Annotated in this window: 26 protein-coding genes, 1 tRNA gene and 1 pseudogene; 24 read left to right on the top strand and 4 right to left on the bottom strand. The window is 38.7% G+C overall.

Annotated elements, in window-relative coordinates:
- Window positions 1-327: 327 nt before the first annotated feature.
- Window positions 328-834: a hypothetical protein gene (locus H561_RS0105220; protein ID WP_162143021.1), complete on the top strand. Its 507-nt coding sequence runs from the start codon at window positions 328-330 to the stop codon at window positions 832-834.
- Between the two features lie 89 nt (window positions 835-923).
- Here the strand turns inward: H561_RS0105220 and H561_RS22085 are convergent, their stop codons facing one another.
- Window positions 924-1,295, bottom strand: a complete 372-nt coding sequence (locus H561_RS22085; RefSeq protein ID WP_051349312.1) for a hypothetical protein — start codon at window positions 1,293-1,295, stop codon at window positions 924-926.
- Between the two features lie 122 nt (window positions 1,296-1,417).
- Between H561_RS22085 and H561_RS0105210 the strand changes: the two genes are divergently transcribed.
- The 8 genes and pseudogenes from H561_RS0105210 (at window position 1,418) to H561_RS0105175 (ending at window position 7,914) form a co-directional block, all read left to right on the top strand.
- Window positions 1,418-2,569, top strand: coding sequence for an ABC transporter ATP-binding protein (locus tag H561_RS0105210; protein WP_027386047.1), 1,152 nt, complete (start codon window positions 1,418-1,420; stop codon window positions 2,567-2,569).
- A 19-nt stretch (window positions 2,570-2,588) separates the two neighbouring features.
- A complete protein-coding gene (locus H561_RS23240; protein ID WP_051349311.1) occupies window positions 2,589-4,463 on the top strand; it encodes a hypothetical protein in 1,875 nt (624 codons plus the stop codon).
- Between the two features lie 62 nt (window positions 4,464-4,525).
- Window positions 4,526-5,050 (top strand): annotated as a pseudogene (locus H561_RS24485) (Crp/Fnr family transcriptional regulator).
- Window positions 5,051-5,104: 54 nt separating this feature from the next.
- Window positions 5,105-5,677 (top strand): DinB family protein, encoded by a 573-nt coding sequence (locus H561_RS0105195; RefSeq protein WP_027386046.1) that lies wholly within the window; start codon window positions 5,105-5,107, stop codon window positions 5,675-5,677.
- A 191-nt stretch (window positions 5,678-5,868) separates the two neighbouring features.
- Entirely contained in the window at window positions 5,869-6,474 is a 606-nt protein-coding gene (locus tag H561_RS0105190) for a DUF2911 domain-containing protein (RefSeq protein ID WP_027386045.1), read from the top strand.
- A gap of 2 nt (window positions 6,475-6,476) precedes the next feature.
- A complete protein-coding gene (locus H561_RS0105185; protein ID WP_027386044.1) occupies window positions 6,477-7,013 on the top strand; it encodes a GNAT family N-acetyltransferase in 537 nt (178 codons plus the stop codon).
- Window positions 7,000-7,371, top strand: coding sequence for a cupin domain-containing protein (locus tag H561_RS0105180; RefSeq protein WP_027386043.1), 372 nt, complete (start codon window positions 7,000-7,002; stop codon window positions 7,369-7,371). The genes H561_RS0105185 and H561_RS0105180 overlap by 14 nt, the downstream gene beginning before the upstream one ends.
- 165 nt (window positions 7,372-7,536) lie before the next feature.
- A complete protein-coding gene (locus H561_RS0105175) occupies window positions 7,537-7,914 on the top strand; it encodes a PEGA domain-containing protein (protein ID WP_027386042.1) in 378 nt (125 codons plus the stop codon).
- Window positions 7,915-8,008: 94 nt separating this feature from the next.
- Here H561_RS0105175 and H561_RS0105170 read toward each other — a convergent pair whose 3' ends face one another.
- Together H561_RS0105170 and H561_RS0105165 are read right to left on the bottom strand one after the other, a co-directional pair.
- On the bottom strand, window positions 8,009-8,752 hold the full coding sequence (locus tag H561_RS0105170; protein WP_027386041.1) for a dienelactone hydrolase family protein: 744 nt from the start codon (window positions 8,750-8,752) through the stop codon (window positions 8,009-8,011).
- 263 nt (window positions 8,753-9,015) lie between these two features.
- Window positions 9,016-9,444 carry a type I restriction enzyme HsdR N-terminal domain-containing protein gene (locus H561_RS0105165; RefSeq protein ID WP_027386040.1) on the bottom strand — a complete coding sequence of 143 codons (429 nt, stop codon included), beginning with the start codon at window positions 9,442-9,444 and terminating at the stop codon, window positions 9,016-9,018.
- 7 nt (window positions 9,445-9,451) lie between these two features.
- Here H561_RS0105165 and holA point away from each other — a divergent pair, with 7 nt between their 5' ends.
- The 3 genes from holA to H561_RS0105150 all read left to right on the top strand — a co-directional run bounded on the left by holA (window position 9,452) and on the right by H561_RS0105150 (window position 11,946).
- Window positions 9,452-10,489: a DNA polymerase III subunit delta gene (holA, locus tag H561_RS0105160; protein ID WP_027386039.1), complete on the top strand. Its 1,038-nt coding sequence runs from the start codon at window positions 9,452-9,454 to the stop codon at window positions 10,487-10,489.
- Between the two features lie 201 nt (window positions 10,490-10,690).
- Window positions 10,691-11,635 (top strand): thioredoxin-disulfide reductase, encoded by a 945-nt coding sequence (gene trxB / locus H561_RS0105155; RefSeq protein ID WP_034761445.1) that lies wholly within the window; start codon window positions 10,691-10,693, stop codon window positions 11,633-11,635.
- A gap of 226 nt (window positions 11,636-11,861) precedes the next feature.
- Window positions 11,862-11,946 (top strand) — tRNA-Ser (locus H561_RS0105150).
- Window positions 11,947-12,999: 1,053 nt separating this feature from the next.
- On the opposite strand, the gene H561_RS0105145 is transcribed toward H561_RS0105150, so the two are convergent.
- The gene (locus H561_RS0105145; RefSeq protein WP_155845745.1) at window positions 13,000-13,260 is read right to left on the bottom strand and encodes a hypothetical protein; all 261 of its coding nucleotides are present in this window, start codon (window positions 13,258-13,260) and stop codon (window positions 13,000-13,002) included.
- Between the two features lie 846 nt (window positions 13,261-14,106).
- On the opposite strand from H561_RS0105145, the gene H561_RS22070 reads away from it, so the two are divergent.
- The 12 genes from H561_RS22070 (at window position 14,107) to H561_RS0105085 (ending at window position 24,982) form a co-directional block, all read left to right on the top strand.
- Window positions 14,107-16,257 (top strand): type VI secretion system Vgr family protein, encoded by a 2,151-nt coding sequence (locus H561_RS22070; RefSeq protein ID WP_081411631.1) that lies wholly within the window; start codon window positions 14,107-14,109, stop codon window positions 16,255-16,257.
- A 2-nt stretch (window positions 16,258-16,259) separates the two neighbouring features.
- Complete coding sequence (locus H561_RS0105135; RefSeq protein WP_027386036.1) at window positions 16,260-17,081, top strand: hypothetical protein; 822 nt, start codon at window positions 16,260-16,262, stop codon at window positions 17,079-17,081.
- Entirely contained in the window at window positions 17,078-17,359 is a 282-nt protein-coding gene (locus H561_RS0105130; protein WP_027386035.1) for a hypothetical protein, read from the top strand. Before H561_RS0105135 ends, H561_RS0105130 begins: the two co-directional genes overlap by 4 nt.
- A gap of 7 nt (window positions 17,360-17,366) precedes the next feature.
- The gene (locus H561_RS22065; protein WP_034761442.1) at window positions 17,367-19,292 is read left to right on the top strand and encodes a polymorphic toxin-type HINT domain-containing protein; all 1,926 of its coding nucleotides are present in this window, start codon (window positions 17,367-17,369) and stop codon (window positions 19,290-19,292) included.
- 3 nt (window positions 19,293-19,295) lie between these two features.
- Complete coding sequence (locus H561_RS0105120) at window positions 19,296-19,943, top strand: Imm26 family immunity protein (protein WP_027386034.1); 648 nt, start codon at window positions 19,296-19,298, stop codon at window positions 19,941-19,943.
- 7 nt (window positions 19,944-19,950) lie between these two features.
- Window positions 19,951-20,358, top strand: a complete 408-nt coding sequence (locus H561_RS0105115; protein ID WP_027386033.1) for a hypothetical protein — start codon at window positions 19,951-19,953, stop codon at window positions 20,356-20,358.
- Window positions 20,359-20,568: 210 nt separating this feature from the next.
- A complete protein-coding gene (locus H561_RS0105110; RefSeq protein WP_027386032.1) occupies window positions 20,569-21,315 on the top strand; it encodes a DUF1266 domain-containing protein in 747 nt (248 codons plus the stop codon).
- Window positions 21,316-21,832: 517 nt separating this feature from the next.
- A complete protein-coding gene (locus H561_RS0105105) occupies window positions 21,833-22,645 on the top strand; it encodes a helix-turn-helix domain-containing protein (RefSeq protein WP_027386031.1) in 813 nt (270 codons plus the stop codon).
- 66 nt (window positions 22,646-22,711) lie between these two features.
- Window positions 22,712-23,185 carry a DUF6265 family protein gene (locus H561_RS0105100; protein ID WP_027386030.1) on the top strand — a complete coding sequence of 158 codons (474 nt, stop codon included), beginning with the start codon at window positions 22,712-22,714 and terminating at the stop codon, window positions 23,183-23,185.
- Between the two features lie 482 nt (window positions 23,186-23,667).
- On the top strand, window positions 23,668-24,231 hold the full coding sequence (locus H561_RS0105095) for a hypothetical protein (RefSeq protein ID WP_027386029.1): 564 nt from the start codon (window positions 23,668-23,670) through the stop codon (window positions 24,229-24,231).
- 198 nt (window positions 24,232-24,429) lie between these two features.
- The gene (locus H561_RS24480; protein ID WP_081411630.1) at window positions 24,430-24,627 is read left to right on the top strand and encodes a DUF4385 family protein; all 198 of its coding nucleotides are present in this window, start codon (window positions 24,430-24,432) and stop codon (window positions 24,625-24,627) included.
- A 37-nt stretch (window positions 24,628-24,664) separates the two neighbouring features.
- Complete coding sequence (locus H561_RS0105085; protein ID WP_027386027.1) at window positions 24,665-24,982, top strand: hypothetical protein; 318 nt, start codon at window positions 24,665-24,667, stop codon at window positions 24,980-24,982.
- Window positions 24,983-25,201 lie beyond the last annotated feature (219 nt).

Below are 25,201 nucleotides of genomic sequence, written 5' to 3'. Positions count from 1 at the left end.
GTTTTTAAAATAAAATATTTATGATAGTCCAGTAACCCACAGTAAAGACTGCGCTTTTATTTCATATCTGAAATACCGATTATCTAAGAATCTGACCTCAATTTGAAGTACTTCTGCCTATGAAAAGGCTCCGGCAACGAACAGGATTTTTGTATCATATGCATTGATTACAGGACTCAAGTGTTGTTCTTCGCTTTAATTTTTTATATTAGCAGGGCATTAAGGCTTCGGAAGTTCATCCGCTGCCAAAGTTCCGGAATGCCGGTAACAATTGTTATGAGAATCAGCGGTAATTTTTTCGACCGATTAAGGTATAATGTTTTTCCTATGGCCATATTTTGTGGTCTTATTTTCGGAATATTTTCTGCCCATATATTGCCGGCTTTCTTTGAGTCTGCAGCCGTAGCGCTTCTATTGATCTGGCTGATTGATACCATGATCATTGTACAAAAGTTCGGGTTCCATCTGAATACACTGTATTTAACAGATAAAATCATGTTTAACAGTCTGGAAATAGACCCATCCCGGATTACCAGAATCAATATTGAGAATATTTATCCTGATTCTATAATTTCTAAATGGAAAATCACTGCAATTCGATTTACATTGGACGACCATACAGATTTCTCCATTCTTGGAAAGCCGCATTCTCTATTTTTTTATATTAAATATATAGCAGGGATTTTTGTGTCATATCATGCCGATTGGCGGAAATACAAAAAAGGCCTCCAGAGAGGTTTTACCCCGCTGTCCAGCTACTTCGTCAGGGAAACCTCCCAGACTTTAGATTTTTTGGTTTCGAAATATCCAGGTTTAAGGCTGAAAGTGGTTTAAAATATGTCAGCAGCAATATAAAAAGCACCGTTGTCATTCAGGATCATAATAGGCTGGAAGCCTTTCAGATCCGGTTCACGGTCATAGATTTAAAACCTGTTGTGGTCATAATCAATTTTAAACGTCTTGCCCGCAAATATTCCCGTACCTAGCTTCCTGCCCTGTAAGTTCATTGTCCAAAAACGGACGTTATCTATAGTTAATGGTCCAATCCGGACGGTATTTTTTTTACTTATTTTCTGACTGAAAATAATAGGGTCTGCCTTGCGTTGTCTTTCCGGAGAAATCGAAGCATCTTCCATCGCAATCTGGAACATCAGATCCGGAGAATCTTTATAGTTCACTAAAGCTTTTACAATAATATTGTTGTGTGTTGTTATCCAGAAAGGGATGATTTGCTGTGCTTTAACAACAGAAACTGAGAGCAAAAGAAAAGTAGTAAAAAAGGTTTTACTGAACATTATATGAGGGATGATCATCAAACCTGAATGTAAGTGAATTTTGCTTTTATTTTAGTTAAAAAAGATTTGAAACCGCTCAAAATGTATATCTTTAAAAGCGAATTAATAATTTTGAAAATCAAATGACCAAACATCAGCAGCGCGTAACCGAAGTCTATCATTTTTTCGATAATAAAGATATAGTTTTAGGATTCAGAAAGTTGCTGGATTCTGCCATGGATACCCAGGATATGGAAATTTACCGGCAAGCCGTTGAGCTGACCGGCTGGAAAGAACAATTTCCGGAGGCCATTGAAGAGCTTATTGAAAAATCAAAAAACCTTCTTCAGAAAATCAGAGAAATCCCGGTAAAGGAATATTCACTTGAAAAACCGGTACTCCGGGCAGGGAATGTCAAAAAATCTTACGGCAGCAACCGGTTTTCTTTAGGGCCTGTTTCTATGGAGATCCGCAAAGGACAGGTGTACGGGCTGGTAGGAGAGAACGGCAACGGTAAAACAACCCTGCTCAGGATCTTAGCCAAAGAGATTTCACACAGTGAAGGCGAACTGCATTATACCTTTAATGAAGATCCCCAAGATGAATATGATCTCAGGACAAAACTGGTGTACATCCCGCAAAGGACTGCAAAATGGTATGGGAATTTAAAAGATAATCTAAAATTTGTCCTTTCGAATTATGGCGTGACGCCGGAGGAAAATGAAACCCGTACCTTGATGATGATCGCACGCCTTGGACTCTGGAATTACAGGCATCTGAAATGGAGCGAACTCTCTTCAGGATATAAAATGCGTTTCGAATTAGCCCGGACGCTTCTCAGGAAACCTGAAATCCTTCTTCTGGATGAACCGCTGGCAAATCTTGATGTGGTGGCCCAGCAGGTAATTCTGGAAGACCTGAAATCGATAGCCAATTCCGTTAACCATCCGATTGCCCTGATTTTAAGCTCACAGCAGCTGTATGAAGTTGAAAAAGTCTCTGATAAGGTCATCTTCCTTAAAAACGGCCAGTATAAAGACAATTCCGAATTGAACGAGGATGCCAGAAATCAGCTGATTATAGAAATCGATACCGCCAGTTCCAGGGAAGATCTGCTCGAGGTCTTTAAAGATTTCAGCCTGGAAAAACTCAACTTCAACGGGGGCGTGTACGTAGCTTATTTCTCTGCCCAAACAGAGTTTTATGATATAATGACAGCCCTCGGGAATGCTAAGACAGATATTGTCTATCTCCGGAACATCTCATCTTCCACAAGACGGTTTTTCGTCAATTAATTTGTTTTAATCTAAAAAAATGCAGAAAAAAATAAAGCAGTTCAACCAGTCTTTGCTGGAAAAGTATCCTACCCTCTGGAATACAAAAATCGTATGGATGCTTCTGGCGAGCATCATTATTCATATTGTATTTTTTTTCATCGGCTATATTTCCCATTCGGATCCTGAATCGCTTCAGAAGTTTGATGTAAGTGATGATTACTTTACGGACGGGATGATCTTTATTCATTTAATTATTTCTATCCTGATGATCGTAGGATGGCTGATTCTGATGTTTAAAAACAATGCCTTCAAAAGTTTCTATCCAGCCTCGAAATGGAAATTGTTTTCCCAGTTCCTGCAGTATTTTATCATCATTTTTTCCTGTACCACGTTTTTCTTTTCTTACATGGCCGGTTTTAAACTGTTCATTACCAATACTTACCCCGACGGTAAAATGTCTGAAAATGTAGAGGTGATCAACAGAACCTATCCTTTCTTTTCACAGGATATTGAGAATTATACCCTTGACAATAAAGTGTTTCCCCAATACCCCGGGATTTTCTGTGAGACCCATATTGAAAAGATAGACCGTAATAAAAAATACTTTGTCTATTACGACCGGGTATACCAGTATTACACTTTATATTCAAAGACTGTAGCTGTAAAAGATAATAACAGTGACTATCAATTCCCGGGAACGGAACCTGAAAACAGATTTGCCTATTCTGAAAAGAATGAACATTCCGAGACCTTTTATTTTAAAAAAGAGGTGGTGGATCTTTCATCTTACATCAAAACAACGGATCTTACGTTCTATAACTTTTCAAATATATTTTACCGGAACAACCTTAAAGAAAAAATGTTCTTACAGCGGGGAGATTATTATAATCAGTTTACTGATGATGATAAAAATTCTTATAAAAAGGAACGGTTTGAGATCAACAGGCTGACCGCACAGCTTTTAGACAAAAGAAATCCTGCGGAGATCGAGCGGCTGATGAATGATTTCCTGAAAATTTCGAAAGAATTCGGGATCAGCAATAACCTGGACGCCAGAAACTGGGTAAAAATGGTATATCATCCCGAAGATTTTAAGGTCCGGTCTTTTATTAAGAAGTACAGAACCAATCCGGGCGAAGCTTATGATCCTAACAGAAACGGTCAGTATGATGATTACGGATATACTACTGCTACGGAAACGATAGATTCCGCAGCGAGTGTTGTCGATGGGCGGATTGTTAACAACTCCGTTCAGATCAGGGATATTAATCCGGATATCAGCAATCAGCTGTCACCGGAGGATTATTTCATGAAAAATCTTAGTGGTTACTATTACGATACCGATAATCTCCGGTACTTTTTAGGCAATGTAGATGTTGTAAAATCCAACGACTTCTTTTCAGAGAATATCCACATTTATCTTTGGATCGCATTCTTTCTTTCTGTTGTTATTTTCAGTTTCAGGGTAACGGATTTAAAGTCATTGCTGTTCAGTGTGATCAGTGCGGGTATTTTGTCTCTGGTGATCGTTCTTATTACGGTTTTATATTCTGTTTCAGGAGGAAGAGGAAGCGAGGAGTTCTTTATTTCATACCTGGTGTTGGGTGTCGGGATTTTTATTTTGTCAGTTCCTTTGCTGATGATGAGGAAATTCGGAAAGCTCGTTTCATCGATATTCATTACGGTTTCAATGAACGGTTTTGCCCTGTTTGTATTATTGTTATTCTTTATCGTAAGCCTTCACCAGAAAAGAGCCTGCGAGGATCTGGCAGACGCCGTGCGTTACAATAACTGCCAAACGGTTATCGAAGCCCTGGGGTTCTCACTAAGTTATATTATTCTGATGACCGGATTTGTGTTTATGTATTTCTATACGGCTGTTCTGAAAAAATGGAAAGCGATGCCGGAATAAATTTTTACGATATCTTTAAACCTCATGTTGTATGAGGTTTTCTTTTATTAAAATTTAAAAATGTGAATATTATTCAAACATTGCTCAATGCAGGTCTGTTTCAGAATAAAAAAGTAATCAGCAGGCATTGTTTTCTTACACGCGAAGGCGATACAGACCGCAATATTTATTATATCGAAAAGGGGAGCTTACGCCTGTTTATCAGAGATGAAGATCAGGAAAGGATCATCCGCTTTGGGTATAAAGAAAATATTATCGTCTGCCTTGATTCTTTTTTATCCGGAAAACCTACCGGTTTTTATATTCAGGCCATAAAAAGAACCGAGATATGAGCAGTATCAAAAAAAGATTTTTACGAATATATAAAGTCTTCCGATGAAAACCTGGAATTATGGTCCGTTATCCTGGAAGATCTGGTTTTGCAGCAAATGGAAAGAGAAAAAGATTTATTGACCCATTCTCCTAAAGAACGTTATGAAAGGGTTTTAAAGAGGAGCCCTCAGCTTTTCCAGGAAATTCCTGATAAACATATTGCCAATTATCTCAGGATGAGCCCCGAGACTTTGTCAAGACTTAAAAAATCTTGATTCCGGTCAATATTTATTATTTTCCAAAGCAGGAGATTTGCAATAAAATTTGATATGAAAATTCCTGCACGGCAGCTGATCCATGATTTAAAAAAGATCACAGAACAAAATCTGCAATTTGTTGAAAGCCTTTCGGTTCAGCCTGAGGTAAGACTTAACCTCAGGCTTTCAGAAGAGAGCTGGAGCATTTTGGAATGTTTTGAACACCTGAATCTTTACGGAAGATTTTACCTTCCTGAAATCGGTAAAAGATTAAAGAACCAAGACACAAAAGCAGCAGAATTTTTCAATCCCGGAATCTTAGGGAATTATTTTGTTAAAAGTATGCTTCCAAAGGAAAATATAAATAAGATGAAAACCCTTTTCTCAATGAATCCGATTCACAGCCAGCTTGATAAAAGGGTCTTAACTGAATTTATTTCTCAGCAGAAACAAATGATTCAGTATTTAAACGAAACTGAAAATGTAAATTTAAATACAGTGAAAACCGGCATCAGTATTTCAAGGCTGGTTAAATTAAAACTCGGCGATACATTGCGCTTTGTTGTGTATCATAACCTGCGGCATATTGAACAGGCGAAAAAAATTTTGAATACGGATCTGCAATTAAATATTGAAAAATTTTAAGGCTCTGCTTGATAAAAACTTTGGACTTAATGTGGTGAGTCATTCAACTATCTTCTTAAGCATTGCATTAACTTAATGGAATCAGCATATGGGAAATACCAATCCTTTCAAAAATTAATTTAACAAAATTTATCAGACCCGGAAAGTGATCTATCAACCCGATTTCGTATTTTTAGCTAAAATTTTTAAAAGTGAAAAAGTTATTATTTGCAGTTTGTATATCAGCTTCAGCTTTCGGTTTTGCCCAGGATTATTCGGTACCGGCAGCAAGCCCGCGCCAGAAGGTAGAGCAGCAGTTTTCCATGTCTAAGATCACCATCGATTACGGAAGGCCAGGGGTGAAAGGGCGTAAGATCTTCGGTGAACTGGTACCTTACGGACAGGTATGGAGAGCGGGAGCCAATTCGTCTACTAAAATTACCTTCGGGCAACCGGTGAACTTCGGCGGAAAAATAGTTCCGGCCGGGACTTACGGATTATTCATTGTTCCGACAGAAAAAGAATGGAAAGTTATTTTAAATAAGGATTTCCAGCAGTGGGGCGCTTATACGTATGATGCGAAACAGGATGTGGTGGATGTTACCGTTCCGGTAAACAAACTTGCCGACAAGCAGGAATGGTTTGAAATCACTTTAAACCCTATGGATGAAAATTCCGGGAATCTGGCCATCAAATGGGATATGGCCCAGGCGGAAGTGGCCATCAAGCCTGCAAAGCCTGACGCGGTGATTAAAATTGCAGACAAGCTGAAGGAAATCAAGAAAATCGAAGCCGACGCTGCCAAAACAAAAAGCTAAGCATGGATTTTTCTGTTCAGGACATCCTGGAAGATCAGGAATATCAGTTAATCCCCTTACAGCAAGGGGATTTTGAGTCTTTATATGAAGTGGCTTCCGACCCGGAAGTCTGGAAGCAGCACCCGAACAAAGACCGTTACCGGAAAGAGGCTTTCCGGAATTTTTTCAAAGGGGCCATGGAGAGCGGAGGTGCTTTTAAAATCATAGAAAAAGCATCAGGCAATACACTCGGCAGCACGCGTTTCTATGATTATGATGAAAAAAACAATTTTATCTTCATAGGCTATACCTTTTACGGGACGGAATCATGGGGAAAAGGCATCAATCCGAAAATCAAAAAGCTTATGCTCGATTATATATTCCGATTTGTAGGCCGGGTACATTTTCATGTAGGGAAAGATAACATCCGTTCACAGAAAGCTATGGAAAGGATTGGAGCAGAGGTTATTGCCGAACAGGAAGTTGCTTATTTCGGTGAACCTTCAAGAACAAACATCGTATACGAAATCAAAAAAGAAAATGGGTATGAAAAAATTTAAAATCCAGCAGTCACCCCTTGTCGTTCCCACGACAGACGGAAAGCTTATTGAGGAGCACTGGGGAAACTCAACACAGAATTCAGACATTTCCATCGCGCACATGGTGGCACCGGCAGATTGGAGCGAGCCGCATCAGACTCCTGAATTTGATGAATACACCCTTATTATTTCCGGAAAGAAGCAGTTTGAAATCGATGGCGAAGTTATCATCCTTGAAAAAGGACAGAGTATCATGATCGAAAAAGGCGCAAGGGTGCGCTACAGCAATCCCTTTCCCGAAGAATGTGAATATGTTTCGATCTGTCTCCCTGCGTTTTCCATGGAACTGGTAAACAGGGAAGAGGAAGGCGTGGATTAAATTGTAACCATCCAATGAGGTAACAATTTATCAATGGCTGACAGAAAGGGTTGTAATATTACATTGATTTACTGCTGCATAACCCATAGGGGTAAAGTTTTTTTGACGTTTGCCCGATTATTTCGTAAGTTCGCGCAAAATTACTAAGAGATAAAAAACTTAACTATGAAAAACAAGCTGTCAGTATTCCTTTTATTAAGCATTACGCTTTCTGCAACATCATGTGCGACCATCTTTACAGGAACGAAAGACAAAATAACATTCAATTCAACTCCTGAAGGAGCGAAGGTAATGCATAAAGGCGTTGAAAAATGTACGACTCCGTGTACTGCTGAAATTCCGAGGTCATTAAGCAAACAAATGGTTACTTTTGAAAAAGAAGGCTTCAATAACAAAGAGGTGAAGCTTACCAAAACCTTCAATCCGGTAACGTTACTCAATATTCTTCTCGGAGGCGCGATCGGTGTCGGGATCGATGCTGCCACAGGTTCACTGACCAAATATTCCCCGAAGGAATACAAAGTGGAACTGGAAGCTAAATAATTTACTGATATAGCTATATAACAGTGTAACAATAGATTGATTTTCAATATTGTTACACTGTTACATTGCTACACTGTTACATTATATTGCTGCCTTATTTCAGGATTTCCTTCAGGAACATCATCGTATGGTCCCACGCTCTTTTGGCCATCACCGCGTTATAGTCCGGTGACTTCGGATCCGTGAACGTGTGCTTGGAATGGGCATAGGTAATCATCTGCCAGTCTGCATTTCCCTCATTCATTTCTTTAACCAGGTTATTATAATCTTCCGGGGTTACGCTTTTGTCATCGGCAGGATTCTCTACCAGAATTTTAGCGGAAATCGGACCGTTTTTACGCGTCTGGTCTTTTCCAAGGCTTCCGTGAATCGAAACCACCCCTGCCACAGGAAGGCTTCCCCGTGCCGTCTCCAGTGCCCCTGCACCGCCGAAGCAATAACCGATAACGGCAATTTTACCGGGAACTGCCCCGTTTTTTTTAAGCTGCTCCAGAGCCAGGGAAATCCTTTTCTGGTACGCTTCATAATTTTTCTTGTAGGAACCGGAGGCTTTCGCTGCGGCATCATTGTCCGCCGGGATATTCCCTTCGCCATAAATATCAGCAATAAAAGCAATATACCCTTGTTTTTCAAGCTCGGCTGCTGCCGTTTTCGCTTCATCGTCAATTCCTTTCCAGGCAGGAAGGATCAGGACTCCCGGAAGTTTTTTTCCGGCATTGGACGTCACCAGGCCATTTAGTTTTTGTGAACCGTCCTGATAGGAAACCGGTTTGAGATTCTGGCTGAACAGGGTAGCTGAAGTCAGCAGAAGTGCAGGCAATAAAACTGAACGTATCATATTTTGTAATTTAATTTTTATTCGGAGCTGTTTCCCGCTTTCCGCTGCCATCTTTTTTTTTCAAAAAAGGATTTACACTTCAATCGGGGCTAGGGTATTTGTCATCAGTATAAATTTACAGTTCTGAAGAATAGAGTATGAAGTAATCCCTTACTATTCTTAACCTGTAATCCAGGTGAGATTGCTCCACTCCCCGATGACAAAACTTACTCTAAATTAATAAAAATAACTTACAATTGCCGTTAATAGAATGTTATATAACACTACGGTCTGTAGAACTGGTATTGTTCATTTTTATAATACGCATGGATATGCTGTAAGCCGTTCGTTAAAATGATTTCTTTTGCCCCGATTATCGAGTTGTACCGGGCCGTCTGTTCAAACGTTTTCTCCGTGAGCTTAATGCTTGGCGCTTTGCATTCAATTAAAATGACCGGCTGTGTTTTTTCGGTAATCAAGAGGTCAATTCTTTTCGTAAGGCCGTTGAGGACAATCTTTTTCTCCGTGATCAGGGCCGAAACAGCATAGGACTTAACGGTGAGGTAATAATGGATCCAGTGCTGGCGTACCCATTCTTCAGGCGTAAGCAAAAGGTAGGCTTTACGGACAGGATCATAAATAAAAAACTTATCTTTGTCCCGCTTGAATTTAAAATCAAAAGTGTCCTGAAAATTCAGTGTTGGAAGCTCCATTATTAAGATGAAAGAATTAGATACAATCCTCAAAAATATTAAAAATAAAGAAGTTTTACCGATTTATTTTTTTCACGGAGAAGAGCCCTACTTTATTGATCTTGCCGTAAAAGCCCTGGAACATGATTTTCTGGGTGAAGATGAAAAAGCCTTCAACCAAACGGTAGTGTACGGAAAAGATACCGGCTACCCTGAAATCCTTTCCCTGGCCAGGCAATTCCCGATGATGGGCGACAAGCAGGTGATCATTGTAAAGGAAGCCCAGGATCTGAAACTGAATGAAAGTGAAAGCAGGGCCCTGGAAACCTATATTGAAAATCCGGTGCCTTCAACCGTTCTGGTTTTTGCGCACAAGCATAAAAAATTAGACAGCCGGAAAAAGGTGACCAAATCCCTGGAGAAAGTGGGCGCCTTATTTCTAAGTGAATCGGTCAGGGAAAACAACCTTCCGAAATGGATTGCGGATGAATGTACTAAATCCGGTATAAAAACGGCCCCGAATATGTCTCATCTGCTGGCAGAATATCTGGGAAACGACCTTTCAAGGATTGCCAATGAGCTGAATAAACTTAAAATGATCCTTAGACCCGGAGAAGTTTTAGACGGAACCCTGATTGAGAACCATATCGGCATCAGTAAGGAATATAATGTTTTTGAACTGCAGAAAGCCTTAGGAACGAAAAATGCCAATGCCGCGTTTAAGATTGCTCATTATATGGGTAAAAATCCTAAAAACAATCCTTTTGTAATGCTGCTGTCGAGCTTATATAATTACTTTTCCAATGTTATCATCTACAATACCATGGCAGGGCAGCCGCCGCAGTCAATAGCTTCCCAGATGGGGGTAAACCCTTATTTTATAAAAGACTACGCAGAATCGGCGAGGCTGTACCCGCTGAAACATGCCACAAGAGTGATCTCCATTTTAAGGGAATTCGATATGAAAGGGAAAGGGCTCGGCGCGGTTAATATGAATGAAGCAGAACTGATTAAAGAGCTGGTTTATAAAATTATCCATGTGGATAAATTTAAAATGAAAGTGTGAGAGAGTGAAATTTTTATCTGGATTTAATATTCTACTTAATTTTAGCTCATAGCTCATAGCTCATAGCTCATAGCTCATAACTCATCACATCATCGAAAACCGACATCTTAGATATTGACAACTATCATTAAAATAACTTTAATTAAATAGTAAAAATTACGAACTTAGCAGACGTAAATTTAAATCTTTCAAAAGCAGATTATGGAGCAAAATATTTTTGATTGTGTGATCGTCGGATCCGGGCCTTCCGGGTTTACAGCGGCCATTTATGCGGCAAGAGCAGACCTGAAACCACAATTGTATACAGGATTGGAACCGGGCGGGCAACTGACCACTACTACCGAAGTAGACAACTTTCCGGGATACCCGTCAGGGATCACAGGTCCTGAAATGATGATGGATCTGCAGAAGCAGGCGGAAAGATTTGATACCCAGGTGCATTATGAAATGATCACCAAGGTTGAGTTTTCCAAAGAAAGGGGAGGGATACACAAACTGTATGCCGGGACCAAAGAGATTTTTGCCCGGACAGTGATTATCTCTACGGGAGCTACTGCGAAATATTTAGGCCTTCCTGATGAGAAAAAATATGCAGGCGGAGGCGTATCGGCATGTGCAACCTGTGACGGATTTTTCTACAAAGGAAAAGATGTGGTCGTAGTAGGTGCCGGGGATACGGCGGCTGAAGAAGCCACTTATCTTGCCAAGTTATGCAGAAAGGTAACCATGCTCGTTAGAAAAGATGTGTTCAGGGCTTCCAAAGCCATGATCCACAGGGTGCACCATACCCCGAATATAGAAGTGAAATTCCACCACGAACTGATCGGGATCGAAGGCGAAAACAATCTGGTGGAAAGAGCGGTCGTAATCAACAACCATACGAACGAAACTTCTGCCGTTGAGGTAGACGGAATTTTCATCGCCATCGGGCATAAGCCGAATACCGATGTGTTCGCAGGCCAGGTTACTCTGGACGAAAACGGATATATTGCCACTGAGAAGGGCACTGCGAAAACCAACCTTCCGGGTGTTTTTGCGGCAGGCGATGTTCAGGATCATATCTACAGACAGGCGATTACGGCAGCAGGAAGCGGCTGTATGGCCGCTATGGATGCGGAAAAATACCTGGCAGAGCTGGAAGATTAGTCTTCGAGACCATAAAAAAAATCAGAAAACGCATTCTCCGGGATGCGTTTTTATTTTATCCTTTCCTGATGATACGCCTTAAAGCCTATTGAAAAATTAATCCTTCTGATTTTTAACCGATTATTATATTTCAGGATAATTTATATCGAAAATATTTTGGCAGTCATGGAAAACACTTTATATTTGCACCACTGAAAACAACGATACCATTAGCATTGGAGTTTAGGGAGAGATGGCAGAGTGGTCGATTGCGATAGTCTTGAAAACTATTGACTGTAACAGGTCCGGGGGTTCGAATCCCTCTCTCTCCGCAGATACACGCAAGGGGTTCTCTTCAAAAGTGTGATAATACATGATAAATCCTGCAATTTTGATAATTGCAGGATTTTCTATTTCTAATCGGAGCTGCTTAAATTTTCAAAATTGTTCATAATTTCTGTGGCAAAATCGTGGCACTTTTTTTAAGCGAAAAAAGTGCCACAAAAACCGATATAAGATGCTATAAACCAACATGTAAAGCTGCTTTACGACTTAATTTCTTAACGATTTAGTTAGACATTATAAACCTTTAAAATGTATAATGATGTTGGAATCAAGCTATTATGGGCTTGATTTCTATTTGAAAACCCCCAAAAACAAAGCGGTACAACTCAGATATATTATCTGAGAGTCACTGTGGATGGAGTGCCTAAAGAAACTTCGACAAAAAAGAAGTGGGGTGTCAGAAGGTGGAATCAGGATGCCTGCAGCGCGGGTTGGCACAAAGAAGACACGCGTACGCTAAATTATTTTCTGGATACAATTAGTGCAAATATTAATCTCTTATAAAGGGGGCTTTCCGGTCAGGGGGAGGTTTTAGACTCAGGTAAGATCATTGACTTTGTAAATGAAAATAATGATTCCAAGGTAAAAGTGCTTGAAGAATTTGAAGACATAACAAAGAGATGCTTGCTTTAGTGCCGGCAGAATATGCAGAAGGCACGTATCAGAGGTGGGTGACTGCGTGCTCATATGTGCAGGATTTATCCTTTTAAATACAAAAAGGATGACATCTTGACTTCCGGGAACTAAACTATGAATTTATCAGTGACTATGGCTTCTTTTTGGAACTTTCCGGGAAACGAACTAGGTAGGCGGTGATAGAATTTGTAAATCAGATGGGATTTACCATCTGAGTTAAATGCAAATATCTCTGCTTCTGAAGAAATAATCTTTTATATATTCTCTGAAATGTTATAATCTTCTCGCTATTATTCATTTTTATATTTTTCAAATAGGTTTAAATTCAAAATCAATATTACCTTTTTCATATTAAATATTTACACATTTTTTTAACAAAGTCTGGCATGGAATCATTTTAATCATTACTCTTTATCCAAGTTATTGTCTTTCATAAAATCGCGCAATTTTTTCAGATAGGTAAAAATCTCTTCATCAGAAAACCTGACTTTGGAAAATATGGGAGAAATCCCTTTAAAGTCATAATTTGGGTGAGACATTGCCCATTCAAGAGCTTCAAACTGTTTTGCCCTTTGATCCAGATCATAATCTCTCCTGAACAGGATAACATGTATTGCGCCGTAAGTGATGTCTTCTATTTGTCTTTCTGTGACAAGACGATACATGAATATAATTAATTGATGTTTTATCATTGTATTTTATTAACCATCTATTTCTCTATCAGTTTACGAACTCCTGATAGAGTCATCTGGAATATAGTTGAATGATCAGCCATAAAATGACTGTCGGACAAAATTTAAACAGGCTCTTGACGAATTTACTTAAAAATCACTTACGTTATAGAAGTCATTGTATTTATTTAACATTTTTATACAGTTATATCTGCTGTTGGAGTTTGTTAGAGTTGATTTTCATTTTACATCCTAACTTTTATTAACATGATCAAAATACTTTTTATAACTGATCCGAGATATTATCATGATGAAGGTGAGATATAAGGTACATGAAAAGCTCAAGGAAAGATATCAGCATAACTTCATGGAAACCTTAGCGTGTACATGAGATCGGAATGCTAGGAAGGGATGATTAATATCATATTACTTTATCAAACCGTCCTGAATACATTCATATAAATCTGATTTCGGCTTCAAGAAAAGCGCCTTATTTATGATAAGTAGTTTCAGATATAAAATTGAGGTATCGTAGTACTACGACAATTTCAAAAAAAGCCTCTATTTCGCTTTGCCGTAAATATTTATCGTTTTATATTAGCCATAACCAAATCACAAAATATCAACAAAAAAAAGAAGACAGAATAATAACTTTTGATGCCGCTAAAAGCATCGGTAATAATTAGCATCCCAGGCTAAATAGTTCTGAACTCAACTCGGATAGTCAATAAGTAGTTTGCCAATAGAGGCCAAAGCGAATTACCTGATTGTTCTGAAACGACCGGCCTTTCCGTATTAAGGAGATTCCCTAAAAATAACACAACTACAAAAAATTATGTCATGTTTCAAGAACAGAAGGGTCTTCCCAAACCGGGAGTAGATTCATCCAATAAAGATGTTTCCGATCCGTTGAAGGATTTGACAAACATTGCCGGCCCGCAAGAGAAAGTTATTACGCAAATACAAAACGTAACGGATAAGGGAAAACAGTTTCTCAACCAACCGCTATTACCTAATGACCAGGCCATCACTGAAGAAAAAGTGTGGTCAAACCAGCCTACTTCTAAAATTTTTAATCCCGAAGGCATCATTGAGAATGCGATTGCCGGGATTAACCGGGTGGTTCGCCTGGATATCCATATTGAAGGAAGCCCGATAAAATACTTTAAGCATTTTAAGCTTTCACAAAGCGCCACGAAACATCATCAGTTCGAAATTACCCTGGCACACGATACTTTGGGTACTGCGGAAAACCACAACCTCGAAGAAGCTCAGAACTTTTTAGGAAAACGAATCAGTGTTGTCTTCAAGTATAAAGATCTGGAAGAAGGGCCGGAACGTAATTTTGTGGGTGTCATTACTGAGGTTGGTTTCAGCCAGGAAAGAAGCAGCCTTGGAAATCTTGTATTGTCGGGATTCAGCCCGACAATATTGCTGGATTCAGCTCCCCATATCCAGAGCTTCGCAGGAGAACAGCCTATGAGTTTGAACAGCATCGCCACTGAAGTAATAAAAGAAGGATTCGGACAGGGAAAGTTTGATTTCAGGGTGGATGCGCGCTACGGAAACGTATCATATAGCTGCCAGTATGAAGAAACCCATTATAACTATTTGGCCAGAATTGCGGAAGCCTATGGTGAGCAGTTCTTTTATGACGGTGAAGTACTTCATTTCGGACAGCTGCCTCCGCAGGAAAAGCCGGTAACGCTTACCTATGGGAGCAATCTGACTAATGTCGGAATTAAAATGAAAGCCCAACATGTCAATCCTTCTTTTTACGGGTATAACAGCAGTAAAAATGAGAAATTTACCGGCGGCAGCTCAAAGATTAATCATACATCCGATATTGCCAGACGCGCCTACGAAATATCTGAAAGAACTTTCCAGACCCCTTCATTACGGGTAGCACCGATAAAAGCGTCTTCATTCATGGATATAGACGCTTCGCAGAAAGGTACGGCAGGAAGTAAGGCGTCAGAAGTATTTATTACCTCAGGAAATACCACCGTTCCATTTCTCTACCCCGGCTGTATTGCCGATATAGAAATGCGAAAAGCAGACAGTAATGAAACTTCATACTTTACAAAAGTGATGATGGTTGAAGTTATTCATGAAGTTGATGCGCGTGGCTATTATACAGGTTCGTTCCAGGCTATTGCATCCGATACGGGATTTATCCCAAGACCTGAATTTATCATTCCTGTTGCAGAGCCTCAGTTTGGAAAGGTCATTTCAAATACCGACCCGCTTAACCAGGGACGGGTACGGGTTCAGCTGGACTGGCAGAAAGGCAAGGATTCCACCGAATTTATACGGGTGATGTCGCCGGATGCAGGGAGCAGTGATAAGGTAAGTAAAAACCGCGGATTCATGTCGGTCCCTGAAGTTGGCGACCAGGTAATTGTAAACTTTGTACACCTGCATCCTGACCGGCCTTTCGTCATGGGAGGACTGTATCATGGCGGAATTGGTGCTGGCGGCGGAGCAGGGAATAACATTATGAGTTTTAGCGGAAGAAGCGGTGCCGAATTAAAATATGATAATGGCGCCGGATCCATGAACCTCCAGGATCAGGGTGGGGCAAATATGCACTTCGACGGATCGGGCAATGCAACAACCAATGCCAAATCTACTCACAATATAAATGCTGGTAGTTCTCACACAACAGGAGTTGGAGGGAAAAAGGATGTCCCACCACAGTCACTTCTTCATATGGATGCGGCAGGCAATATTACCCTTGACGGTAAAACCAGCATAACCTTTCAGGTGGGCGGAAATAAAATTGTCATCGACAAGAAAGGAATTACTGGAACAGTGGCCAGTGGGAACATCAGTTTTGATGCGACGGCAGGAACCTTTACCATTCACAGTAAGGGTAAAATGGATATCAAAACCGATACGGACCTGGCTGTTGACAGTACGACATCGAAAATCAATTCAAGCGGAGCGACGAATATTACCGGGGCGGATGTTGAAATTAATAAAGGATAATTATGGAGTTCAGTATTGAGGATATCGGTAAGACAAGAACCTATGCTTTTTTAAGAGAGGAACGTTATCAATTTCAAGGTTTGCGGAATGAAAACCACCTGGAAATGGGGCTGAATGTGGACCTGCTGTCTGTGCGTGAAGGCATTCCTACCTTTAAGATCAGCCTGCTCAGGTATAAGCAAAGCAATGCTGAAGGTATGTATCGATGGGTCGGTGATTTTCATGAGATCAGAAATGAAATTATTTGTACCCTTGACGAAAACGGAAGATTAGGCACCGTCTTAAATATAGAAGATATACGAAGAAAATGGGAGAAGAGGAAGCCCGAACTGCTAAAGCAACATAAAAAAGAAGCGCATAAAGGCATTTTTGTTGAAGGGATTTCAGAACTTTTAGAAGCCCCCGAGCAGTTTGCTGCTGCGCTTAGATTTGCACAGCCATATCTTCTTTTATTCCCTGGAATCCATAATAAAGCGCGGAAAAAAGACGAAACTTTTATAGGGTACCGTGAGCTTCCCAATTTTTTGGCGGCGAAAAAGGTACCCATTGTTACAAAAGAAACTTTAACAGAACTTGCTGATGGGTCGTATAATATAGATGTTTCAGGCTCTGTTGATGAAGACACATTCGAACAGGATAAAGTTACCGCTATGATCAGGATTCTGAAAAACCGTCCGCGAGTACCGACCCAGCTCCAGCTAGGGTATATCGAGAGATATCGTCTGGATGAATGGCCGTGGAGTGAACAAAGTATGTGCATGAGTATTGCCGAAATACCGGGTACGCTGTACCGTGAAGAACGAAATATTTTAAAGGCCATATGATTTTTAAAATTGAGGATCTTGTTTTCCAAAATGACCGGTATTTTATGCTGTTAAGAGACAGGGAGGCAGAGCATCTGGAAACAGTTACCTGTCTTGATATCTATGCTGACAACATCAAGATGAGACGCTTAACAGGCTGTCATGTATCGGAAATAGTAAGGATTCCCGATTTTACAGTTCTGGAATCTAAGGAAAACCTGAGTGAACTGGAGCGGATTTTCAGAAAAACAATACGGATGGAAATCTGCACCTGCGATAAGAACGTTAACAACAAATAAGTGGATCATGGCAAAAAAATATGTGCCGGAAGGGGCTTTCCTTGCGTGTGACAAAGGGACAAGTCCATCTACATTAAGGGTTAGTTATAATAAAAACACCACGATCTATTCAGTCCCGATGGCTACAGAGGCGGATAAATTTCCGTTCTTTCATCTGAAACCTATGGGGTTATGTACCTGTCCTGCAAAATGGGCTTCGGGCATAGGCTGCCTTCCTACGACTTTACAATGGGATAATCCTAAAGATGGAGTAAAAATAAACGGCAACCGGATGCTTTTGGAGGACTCTACCTGTCAATGTATATTTGGCGGTAAGATCAGTATCTTTTTTGACAGGCCTTCTGCGGTGGCTTATGGCGTGGGGGAAGGTAAAATGCCCAGCGATTATATCAAAGAGGGATTTGACTGGCTTGAGAAAAAAACAAAAGAGAGCAGGGCTCAACGAGACTCGATGATTCCGGACTGGATGAAACCGATTTCCGGAGCTAAAGACTGGTTTGATGATCTGGAGACCGGGCTTGTAGAGGGAGCCGTGAACGGCGTTGTTGGACTGGGGGAAGTGATCTATCAGGTAGGACAGGACCCTGTAGGTACGGCAGAAGCTTTAGGTGGAATGGTTAAAGATGGATACGAAGCTACAACCAAAGGTGTTTCTGATGCCTATAAATGGACAACCACGCCGGGCAATTTGGAAAATGCAGCTAATTCGAGCTGGGACTGGGCATCCAAAGGGGAAAACTGGGAAAAGCTGGGCGATGATATCGCTAAAGGGGCTCAGGATACCGGTGAATGGATCGCTAAAAATCCGAGAGAAATAGGAACTACTGCAGGCCAATTTATTCCTGATGCTGTTGCGGCTGTTTATACGGGTGGGGGCTCCTTGGCAGCTACTGCAGGAAAAACGGCACTAAAAGAAGGTGCCGAGGTGGTGGTTGAAAAAACTGTTAAAGAAGGTATTGAAGCTGGGGTAGAGAAAGCTGGTAAAGAAGCTTTGGAGGCAGGCGCAAAAAGAGGAACTGCTGAAGTGCTGGAACAGCTGGCTAAGAAGGAAGGAGGAGATCTTGCAAAGGTAGTTACTAAGAGTGCTGATGAGATAGCAGAAGAAGCGGCAAAAGAGGCGGCCGAACGATGGGCAAAATTAGGATATGATGATTTAGGTAAAACAGCACCTTGTTTCTTGGCAGGGACATTTGTTCATACAATTGATGGGTTAGTTCCAATTGAAAATGTAAAAATAGATGACACTGTACTTTGTTATGATAGAATTAGTAATAGGACAATAAAAAATAAAGTTGTTAATATTTATAATAATTGGACGGATAAATTCATTAAGATTACAACAGATAAAGAAATAATCAACACCACATTTAAACATCTTTTTTGGATTGAAAATGAAAAAAAATGGATTACGGCAAAAGAGCTAAAGACAGATATGATTTTAAAATCATTATCTTTAAATAATATCATAATTAAGAAAATTGAATATCAAAAGGATGTGGCTTTATTCACATATAATATTGAGGTTGAAGATAGCCATAATTATTTTGTAGGAAATCAGGGAGTTTTAGTCCACAATGACAATAAGCCGTCAAAATTTGAAAATATAACAAAAAAACCTGTAAAAATATATGAGGTTTATGATACAAGAACAGGGGAAGTCAAATATGTGGGACAAACTGACAAACCTGATGTTAGAGATAGATTTGATGAACATTTAAAATCTGAAAATACAAAGAAAATTGACAGAGCAGAATGGAATAAACATTATGATATTCGAGAAGTCCATTCTGGAAATTGGGACGCCTATGAAGCATCTGTTTGGGAACAGCATTATATGGAAAAAAATGGAGGTAAGCCTAACTTAGAAAATGGGCGCAATGAGATTACAAAAGCTAAATTCGATAAATATAAAAATTTACATAATCCTTGCTAAACAATGAAAAAAGACATTAAAGTAGGCGATATTTTCGCCATCAAAATTGAAAATTCAACCAAGTATTATTTTGGAAAAGTATTATTTGATGTAAAAAGGCAGTATGATGGTAGTGGACAGACACATAATTATTTAGACTGGCACAAAGAAAGTGTATTGATTGAAACATACAAACATATTTCTAATGAATTAATTATTAATAACTATGAAACGGCAATTCAATCTACTTTTATTTCAAAAAGAGATTTGTTAAAACAAGACATAGAAATTATTGATAATGTTTTGGTTGATCCTGAAAAAGTTTCTTTTCCAGAGACCTTAAAAAACTTTGAGAACACTTGCTTTTTTACAGTAGGAGAATTAGCGATCAAATCCAGTTTATCCACAGAATATGCTTATGATAATATTAAAATTTTTCCAACTTTAGGAAAAACGTATTATGTAGAAGTAGCAACTTTAGACATTTCTAATAGAAGAGATTTAATATTAGAAAAAGATGATATAATGGATAATTATTTCAAATTTTCTGATATAAGAAGTTTGCCGATGGTACGGAAAGAAATCTATCTGACTATTAATGAAAATCCTGACTTATCTTATTATGAATTGGCTTTAAAGCATGGCTTCGACCTGAAAAGATTTTATAAATAATATTTAGATGGAAAATCAAAAGGAGTTATTAAAAGATATACTATGGAATTTTCAGGAAGAAAAATTTCTGTCAATAGAAAATTTCAAGACTGCCTTAAAAATTTATAATGAAAAAATTACAGGCGAGACCTTTGAGAAGGATTTGCTAAAAACGATTCTCAATATCCCAAAAGTTGCTATTCAATATGAATACTGGGACTATGAGATAGAAGATAGCGTTGAACCTGACTTCCTTTTAAATGCAGATAATAAAGAATTTTTTACTACTGCAGAATTGTTATTTAAAATTCATAATGAGGTTTGTACAAACTTAAAAGAAGAAGATCATCATTTTTTCGAAGGGTTAGATCTTTGGGGGGGAGAAAATACCAATTATCCTAATATCCCATTATATTTTTTACAGCAAGGAAGCTGAAAAAATACAGAAATTGAAATCGGCAATATCAATTATTTTATCGATGAAAGTGTACAGCGTAAGGATACCATGGTCTTTTATAATAAGCTAACCTAAATTATAATCATGAATCAGAGACCATAGTTAAAATTAGAAGAAGTATTTATTTAACAGACATCTAAAGGGCACGTCGTTTGCCGCAGTAAGTCGTATAATATAAAAACGGGTAGTATGATTAATTTTTTCAAAGAGCTCATCAACTCATTTAAAGAAGGGGTTGCCGAAGGAAAGGCTGAACTGGCTGAAGAAAAAGCTCAAAAAGAAACCGGGATTAATGCTGATAAGAACATAATTGATGGAATTTCACATCACGAAAAATTCGGTACGGCTTTGGGTGCACCGTTCCGGATTGTCATTTTCGGAGATTGGTTTACTCTCTTTAATTTTACTGATGATGACGAAATGTATCCTGTCCACCTGTATAAATTTGGAGAATATCTTAAGTTAGAAGAGCATAAAGGTGAATTTATCAAGTTACTGCATCGCGATTTTGATATATCAGATCGGACTTCCTGTATTGAAGTTTTAGCTTCATATTTTGACCTGGCGGGTATAGATAAAAGTGAAACGGTTCTTAACGGAGCAAGTTCAGACAAGATAGATCTGCACATGTGGAATCCGGAAAAAGAGGGTGTAAAAGCTTTAATCTGCGCCGTACTTTCCCATATCATTTCTGCTTCTACCGATGTCGGTTATCTTGGAAAAGAAGAAGCGCTGGATATTTTAGGGAATGTTAATAGTTATGCAAAAAAACACTATACCAACTGGGAGATTTTCAGCGAAGAATTTTTCGCCGGAGAATCCAATGTAGGGCTTAATAACATCGCAGGAAAATCTGTACTTAAAAAATACATCGGCTATTTGAAAGCAAAAAAAGGCAGTCCGTGGAACAATATTTCCTGGGAAGTATCTGAATAGTTAGTGATTCAAATATAACGTAATATTATCAAATATGGTTCGGGATTTTCAAGGAAAAATAAGACAGCTGTGATAATTTAATAATGAATTCACGGAGTATTAAACGGCGATTCTTAAAGTATTATTAACAAACCATACACAGCAATAAAATGAGTATTCCAACATATTATATGAATCCGGGAAGTTAAAAAATCTAAAGTTTTTACTCGGTATTATACTGTTTGTTTCCCTTCATTATTGAAGCAGACGAGATTCCATATATTTTGATGAATTGTATTTATCACTTTTAATTTTAAGATTCAGGTCTTAGAGCTTTGGAAATGACCATTATATTACTGTCTCGATGGCGCTATCAGTGATAAGTTTAATGTATTTAATAATTGTATCATAGCCCAATGTATAATTTTGAATATCCGTTATCATTCAGAGACCTACTTCAGGATCAGGATTAAAGGGCAAAATAGATTCATCATCTTACTTTTGAAGAAATTCCATATATTTCAATTTTGAAAAACAGATGGATTACCAGACATTCCAACCAGATGCAGATCTGGAACTTCTTGTAAAATGCTATTGGACATTAGACAGCCCAAAAGCAGACATTCCACATGCACAAATCATTGTTCCTGACGGATGTATGGAAATGATCTTTCATTATGGTGACCTCTACAATCAGTATATTGACGGAAAAGCTTCTGTTCAGCCCAGAAGCTGCGTCTTCGGTCAGCTGACACATCCGTTGAAAATAGAACCTACCGGCATTACCGGTATCTTCTCGGTAAGATTTCATCACGACGGGTTTATTCCTTTTGCAACCATTCCTATCAAAGATATGGATGACCGCGCTATTTCCCTGGAAACACTCTTCGGTGCTGAGGGCCTGGAGCTGGAAGAAAAAGTATTGCATTCGCCAACGGTTACAGAAAAAATCAATACTGTAGAAGGTTTTTTACGAAAGAGGCTTGATACAGAAATAACAGACAGAATTGTGCGGTCTACCGTAGACCTGCTTTTGAATGGTAAAGGAAGTATTTCAATAAAAGAGCTTTCCAGGCAGACAAACATCAACAGAAGACAGCTTGAACGTAAATTTTCTTCAGCAGTAGGATTGAGCCCCAAACAGCTTTCAAAAATAATCAGACTTCAAAACACGCTCAGACATCTTCTGCATAAGGATTATCCCAATCTTACTGCGCTCGCTTATGAATCAGAATATTACGATCAGGCCCATTTTATTAAGGACTTTAAAGAATTTACCGGATATACTCCAAAGGATTTTTTCGGGGACAACCTTCAAATGTCGCTTCTGTTTTACGGGAGCAGTTCCTGATGTCGCATTTTTACAATTTTAAATCCTGTATTCTGCCCAACTTTGCCAAAATAAAATAGTTTGATAATGAAAACAAAATTGATCCTGACCATAATCAGCCTGTATATATCAGGCAGCTGGGCACAGCAACAAAATAAAATCGATAATTTAAAATGGCTTTTGGGAACCTGGGAAACCAAAACTTCCAAAGGGAGCCTTTACGAGACCTGGACCAGGAAAAACGAAACTGAATTTCAGGCGAAAAGTTATTATCTGAATAAGCGGGATACTATCGAATTTGAGTCGGTCCGGCTGGTGGAAAAGGAAAAAAAATTACATTACATGGTTTCTGTAAAAAGCAGTAACAGGGATTCTCCTGTAGATTTTGTTTCTAAGGCAATCAGGGATCCCGCTTTCCTTGTATTTGAAAACCGGCAGCACGATTTTCCTCAGATGATCACTTATAGAAAAGTAGGGGAAGATTCCCTGTATGCTGAAATTTCCGGTAATATCAACGGGAAACTGTCAAAACAGGCTTTTCCGATGAAAAAAATAAAATAATATAAAATCAATAAAGTGATAAAGAGTTACCTGGGTGATATTAAAGAATGGTCTGTGCCAGGTGATAAGGAATATCACCTTTAAGAACGGCAATGGTATCCGGGGTGTTTCTGGCGGAAAGAGATAGGAGAGGAGAAAGATTACCGGAGAGAGTTGCGCTAATTAATCGCCTAAAGAGATTGAAGTATCAGTCAATAGGATCCATATAGATCATAAGGATGTTATTATTAAAACAGCAAATAATCACTTGAAAATGATATCCAACGCTTAAGTGAAATTGAAAAAGTTGGCAAAACCAAAATAAAAAAAATATTGGGATCTGCCTAACGGCAAACTGTTATTTATGGTGGCTTCTGAAGTTGCAGCGTTTTTAAATAGCTTGTTCCAGTACTATAGTGGCAAGTTGGAAGTAAAAGGCTACCTACTGGATTAGCATTTGATTTAGATACTACTATTTACAGATTAAATAAAAACCCCAAATAATGAAAATCCTAATTATTATATTTTCTGCACTTAGTTTTCTTTGTTGTCATAAAAAGGAGTCTCTATCTAATACTATAGATATAAAAGAACTTTTAACAAAAAATAAATCTTTGTGGCAGGTTGACAAGGTGGAGGAAAAACAGCAACACTATTTTAACTCAAAAATTGACCACTGCTTCAAGGGATTAATTAAAAATATCAAAGGTAAACCTGCTGCCTATTTCTTATACAAAAAAGGCTTGTGTGTATGTATAATCGAAGAGATAAAATTTAAAGACAGAAAATCTTTAGGCGCTGCATATAATACCCTTGCTACCGAAGCTGATTTGGTAAGGAAAGGACCCAGGAATAAATTTGGAGAAATATGTTTCGAACCACGTGAGGATCAATTTTTCTATACAATAAGCAAGGGAGATGCACTATATTTACTATCCGAGGGTAACAGTTATAATTACAGATATGAAGGAGGAAATGATTCTGTTGAAGAAATCATTAAAAGAGACCAAAAAGATAGCAACGAACTTGTTTTTGATGATATATATGAATTTATAAAAAATTACTGATCAACTCTTAACTACTCAGGTTGTCTTATACAACAGTAACAGTTGAGAAAGCATTTAAGATGGTCTGCTGATTTTTCTTACACGTACCAGTAATTGAATATATGAAGAGATCGCTGCCCAAAGCAGCGAGGTTATTTGTAAACTTTTCACGAATACTTAGACAAATAGGGATCCCATAGGCGCTGACATGGCAGGAAGTTGTTGCATACAGCTTACACTTCAGCCAGGTATTATGCGAATTACAAGGGCGGGAGAAAACACGATAAAAAGGATGATTATAAGCAATTGGAGCGTGGAACCGGGGAAGCTAAAAGTTCTGAAGCTGCAATAAAAGATGTAGGTGTGACAGGGGAATGTGTCACAAATGCCAACATGTATACAAATAAGGGGGTGTAATAGATAAAGTTTCCATACACTAAATAAATAAAAAATTATGACAGACACTGCCCTGATAAAATTGTATAAACAAGAAGTGAAAGAGCTAACCATACTTTTAAGAACGGAATGGAAAGATATTCAAGAAATTGCGAATTCAAAGAATTTGGATCTAAATAAAACTTATCTAATGGGATTCGTTGAGTCTAAGGACGATGAAGAATCTGGTATTCTGTTTAATATAGACAAGGGACTATTCTTTTTTGAGAAAGATCAAAACGGGGTAGTTATTACCAATAAAACTAAATCTGAAATTCAGATTGACTTCCCTCAAGTGGTGCTATTACCAGAGATTAGTGATTTTGATAATTGGTAATTAATATCCAAGGCAGACATAAAAAGCAGATCTATGGCAAAAGAAAATATTAGAATCAGCTTATAAATAATCCTTTAATGAGGACTGACATTGAGATTGATTTCTTGAGGAGGCAATGGAGCAACTTGTTAGTCTAAACTTTATCTTTGCCACTTTCCGTTTTTGACTATTTAAAGCTAATATCAAAACGGCGTAAATATTGATGGACAGTAACCATCA

Origin of the sequence: Chryseobacterium gregarium DSM 19109 (assembly GCF_000430845.1) — a bacterium.
GTDB lineage: Bacteria > Bacteroidota > Bacteroidia > Flavobacteriales > Weeksellaceae > Chryseobacterium > Chryseobacterium gregarium.
Note: the sequence above shows the minus strand (reverse complement) of the source record. Positions and strands in the feature narration are given on the sequence as shown.

Coding starts and splice junctions, on each gene's coding strand:
- H561_RS0105220 (WP_162143021.1), top strand. CDS start 328: ATGGCCATATTTTGTGGTCTTATTTTCGGAATATTTTCTGCCCATATA.
- H561_RS22085 (WP_051349312.1), bottom strand. CDS start 1,295: ATGTTCAGTAAAACCTTTTTTACTACTTTTCTTTTGCTCTCAGTTTCT.
- H561_RS0105210 (WP_027386047.1), top strand. CDS start 1,418: ATGACCAAACATCAGCAGCGCGTAACCGAAGTCTATCATTTTTTCGAT.
- H561_RS23240 (WP_051349311.1), top strand. CDS start 2,589: ATGCAGAAAAAAATAAAGCAGTTCAACCAGTCTTTGCTGGAAAAGTAT.
- H561_RS0105195 (WP_027386046.1), top strand. CDS start 5,105: ATGAAAATTCCTGCACGGCAGCTGATCCATGATTTAAAAAAGATCACA.
- H561_RS0105185 (WP_027386044.1), top strand. CDS start 6,477: ATGGATTTTTCTGTTCAGGACATCCTGGAAGATCAGGAATATCAGTTA.
- H561_RS0105180 (WP_027386043.1), top strand. CDS start 7,000: ATGAAAAAATTTAAAATCCAGCAGTCACCCCTTGTCGTTCCCACGACA.
- H561_RS0105175 (WP_027386042.1), top strand. CDS start 7,537: ATGAAAAACAAGCTGTCAGTATTCCTTTTATTAAGCATTACGCTTTCT.
- H561_RS0105170 (WP_027386041.1), bottom strand. CDS start 8,752: ATGATACGTTCAGTTTTATTGCCTGCACTTCTGCTGACTTCAGCTACC.
- H561_RS0105165 (WP_027386040.1), bottom strand. CDS start 9,444: ATGGAGCTTCCAACACTGAATTTTCAGGACACTTTTGATTTTAAATTC.
- holA (WP_027386039.1), top strand. CDS start 9,452: ATGAAAGAATTAGATACAATCCTCAAAAATATTAAAAATAAAGAAGTT.
- trxB (WP_034761445.1), top strand. CDS start 10,691: ATGGAGCAAAATATTTTTGATTGTGTGATCGTCGGATCCGGGCCTTCC.
- H561_RS0105145 (WP_155845745.1), bottom strand. CDS start 13,260: ATGTATCGTCTTGTCACAGAAAGACAAATAGAAGACATCACTTACGGC.
- H561_RS22070 (WP_081411631.1), top strand. CDS start 14,107: ATGTTTCAAGAACAGAAGGGTCTTCCCAAACCGGGAGTAGATTCATCC.
- H561_RS0105135 (WP_027386036.1), top strand. CDS start 16,260: ATGGAGTTCAGTATTGAGGATATCGGTAAGACAAGAACCTATGCTTTT.
- H561_RS0105130 (WP_027386035.1), top strand. CDS start 17,078: ATGATTTTTAAAATTGAGGATCTTGTTTTCCAAAATGACCGGTATTTT.
- H561_RS22065 (WP_034761442.1), top strand. CDS start 17,367: ATGGCAAAAAAATATGTGCCGGAAGGGGCTTTCCTTGCGTGTGACAAA.
- H561_RS0105120 (WP_027386034.1), top strand. CDS start 19,296: ATGAAAAAAGACATTAAAGTAGGCGATATTTTCGCCATCAAAATTGAA.
- H561_RS0105115 (WP_027386033.1), top strand. CDS start 19,951: ATGGAAAATCAAAAGGAGTTATTAAAAGATATACTATGGAATTTTCAG.
- H561_RS0105110 (WP_027386032.1), top strand. CDS start 20,569: ATGATTAATTTTTTCAAAGAGCTCATCAACTCATTTAAAGAAGGGGTT.
- H561_RS0105105 (WP_027386031.1), top strand. CDS start 21,833: ATGGATTACCAGACATTCCAACCAGATGCAGATCTGGAACTTCTTGTA.
- H561_RS0105100 (WP_027386030.1), top strand. CDS start 22,712: ATGAAAACAAAATTGATCCTGACCATAATCAGCCTGTATATATCAGGC.
- H561_RS0105095 (WP_027386029.1), top strand. CDS start 23,668: ATGAAAATCCTAATTATTATATTTTCTGCACTTAGTTTTCTTTGTTGT.
- H561_RS0105085 (WP_027386027.1), top strand. CDS start 24,665: ATGACAGACACTGCCCTGATAAAATTGTATAAACAAGAAGTGAAAGAG.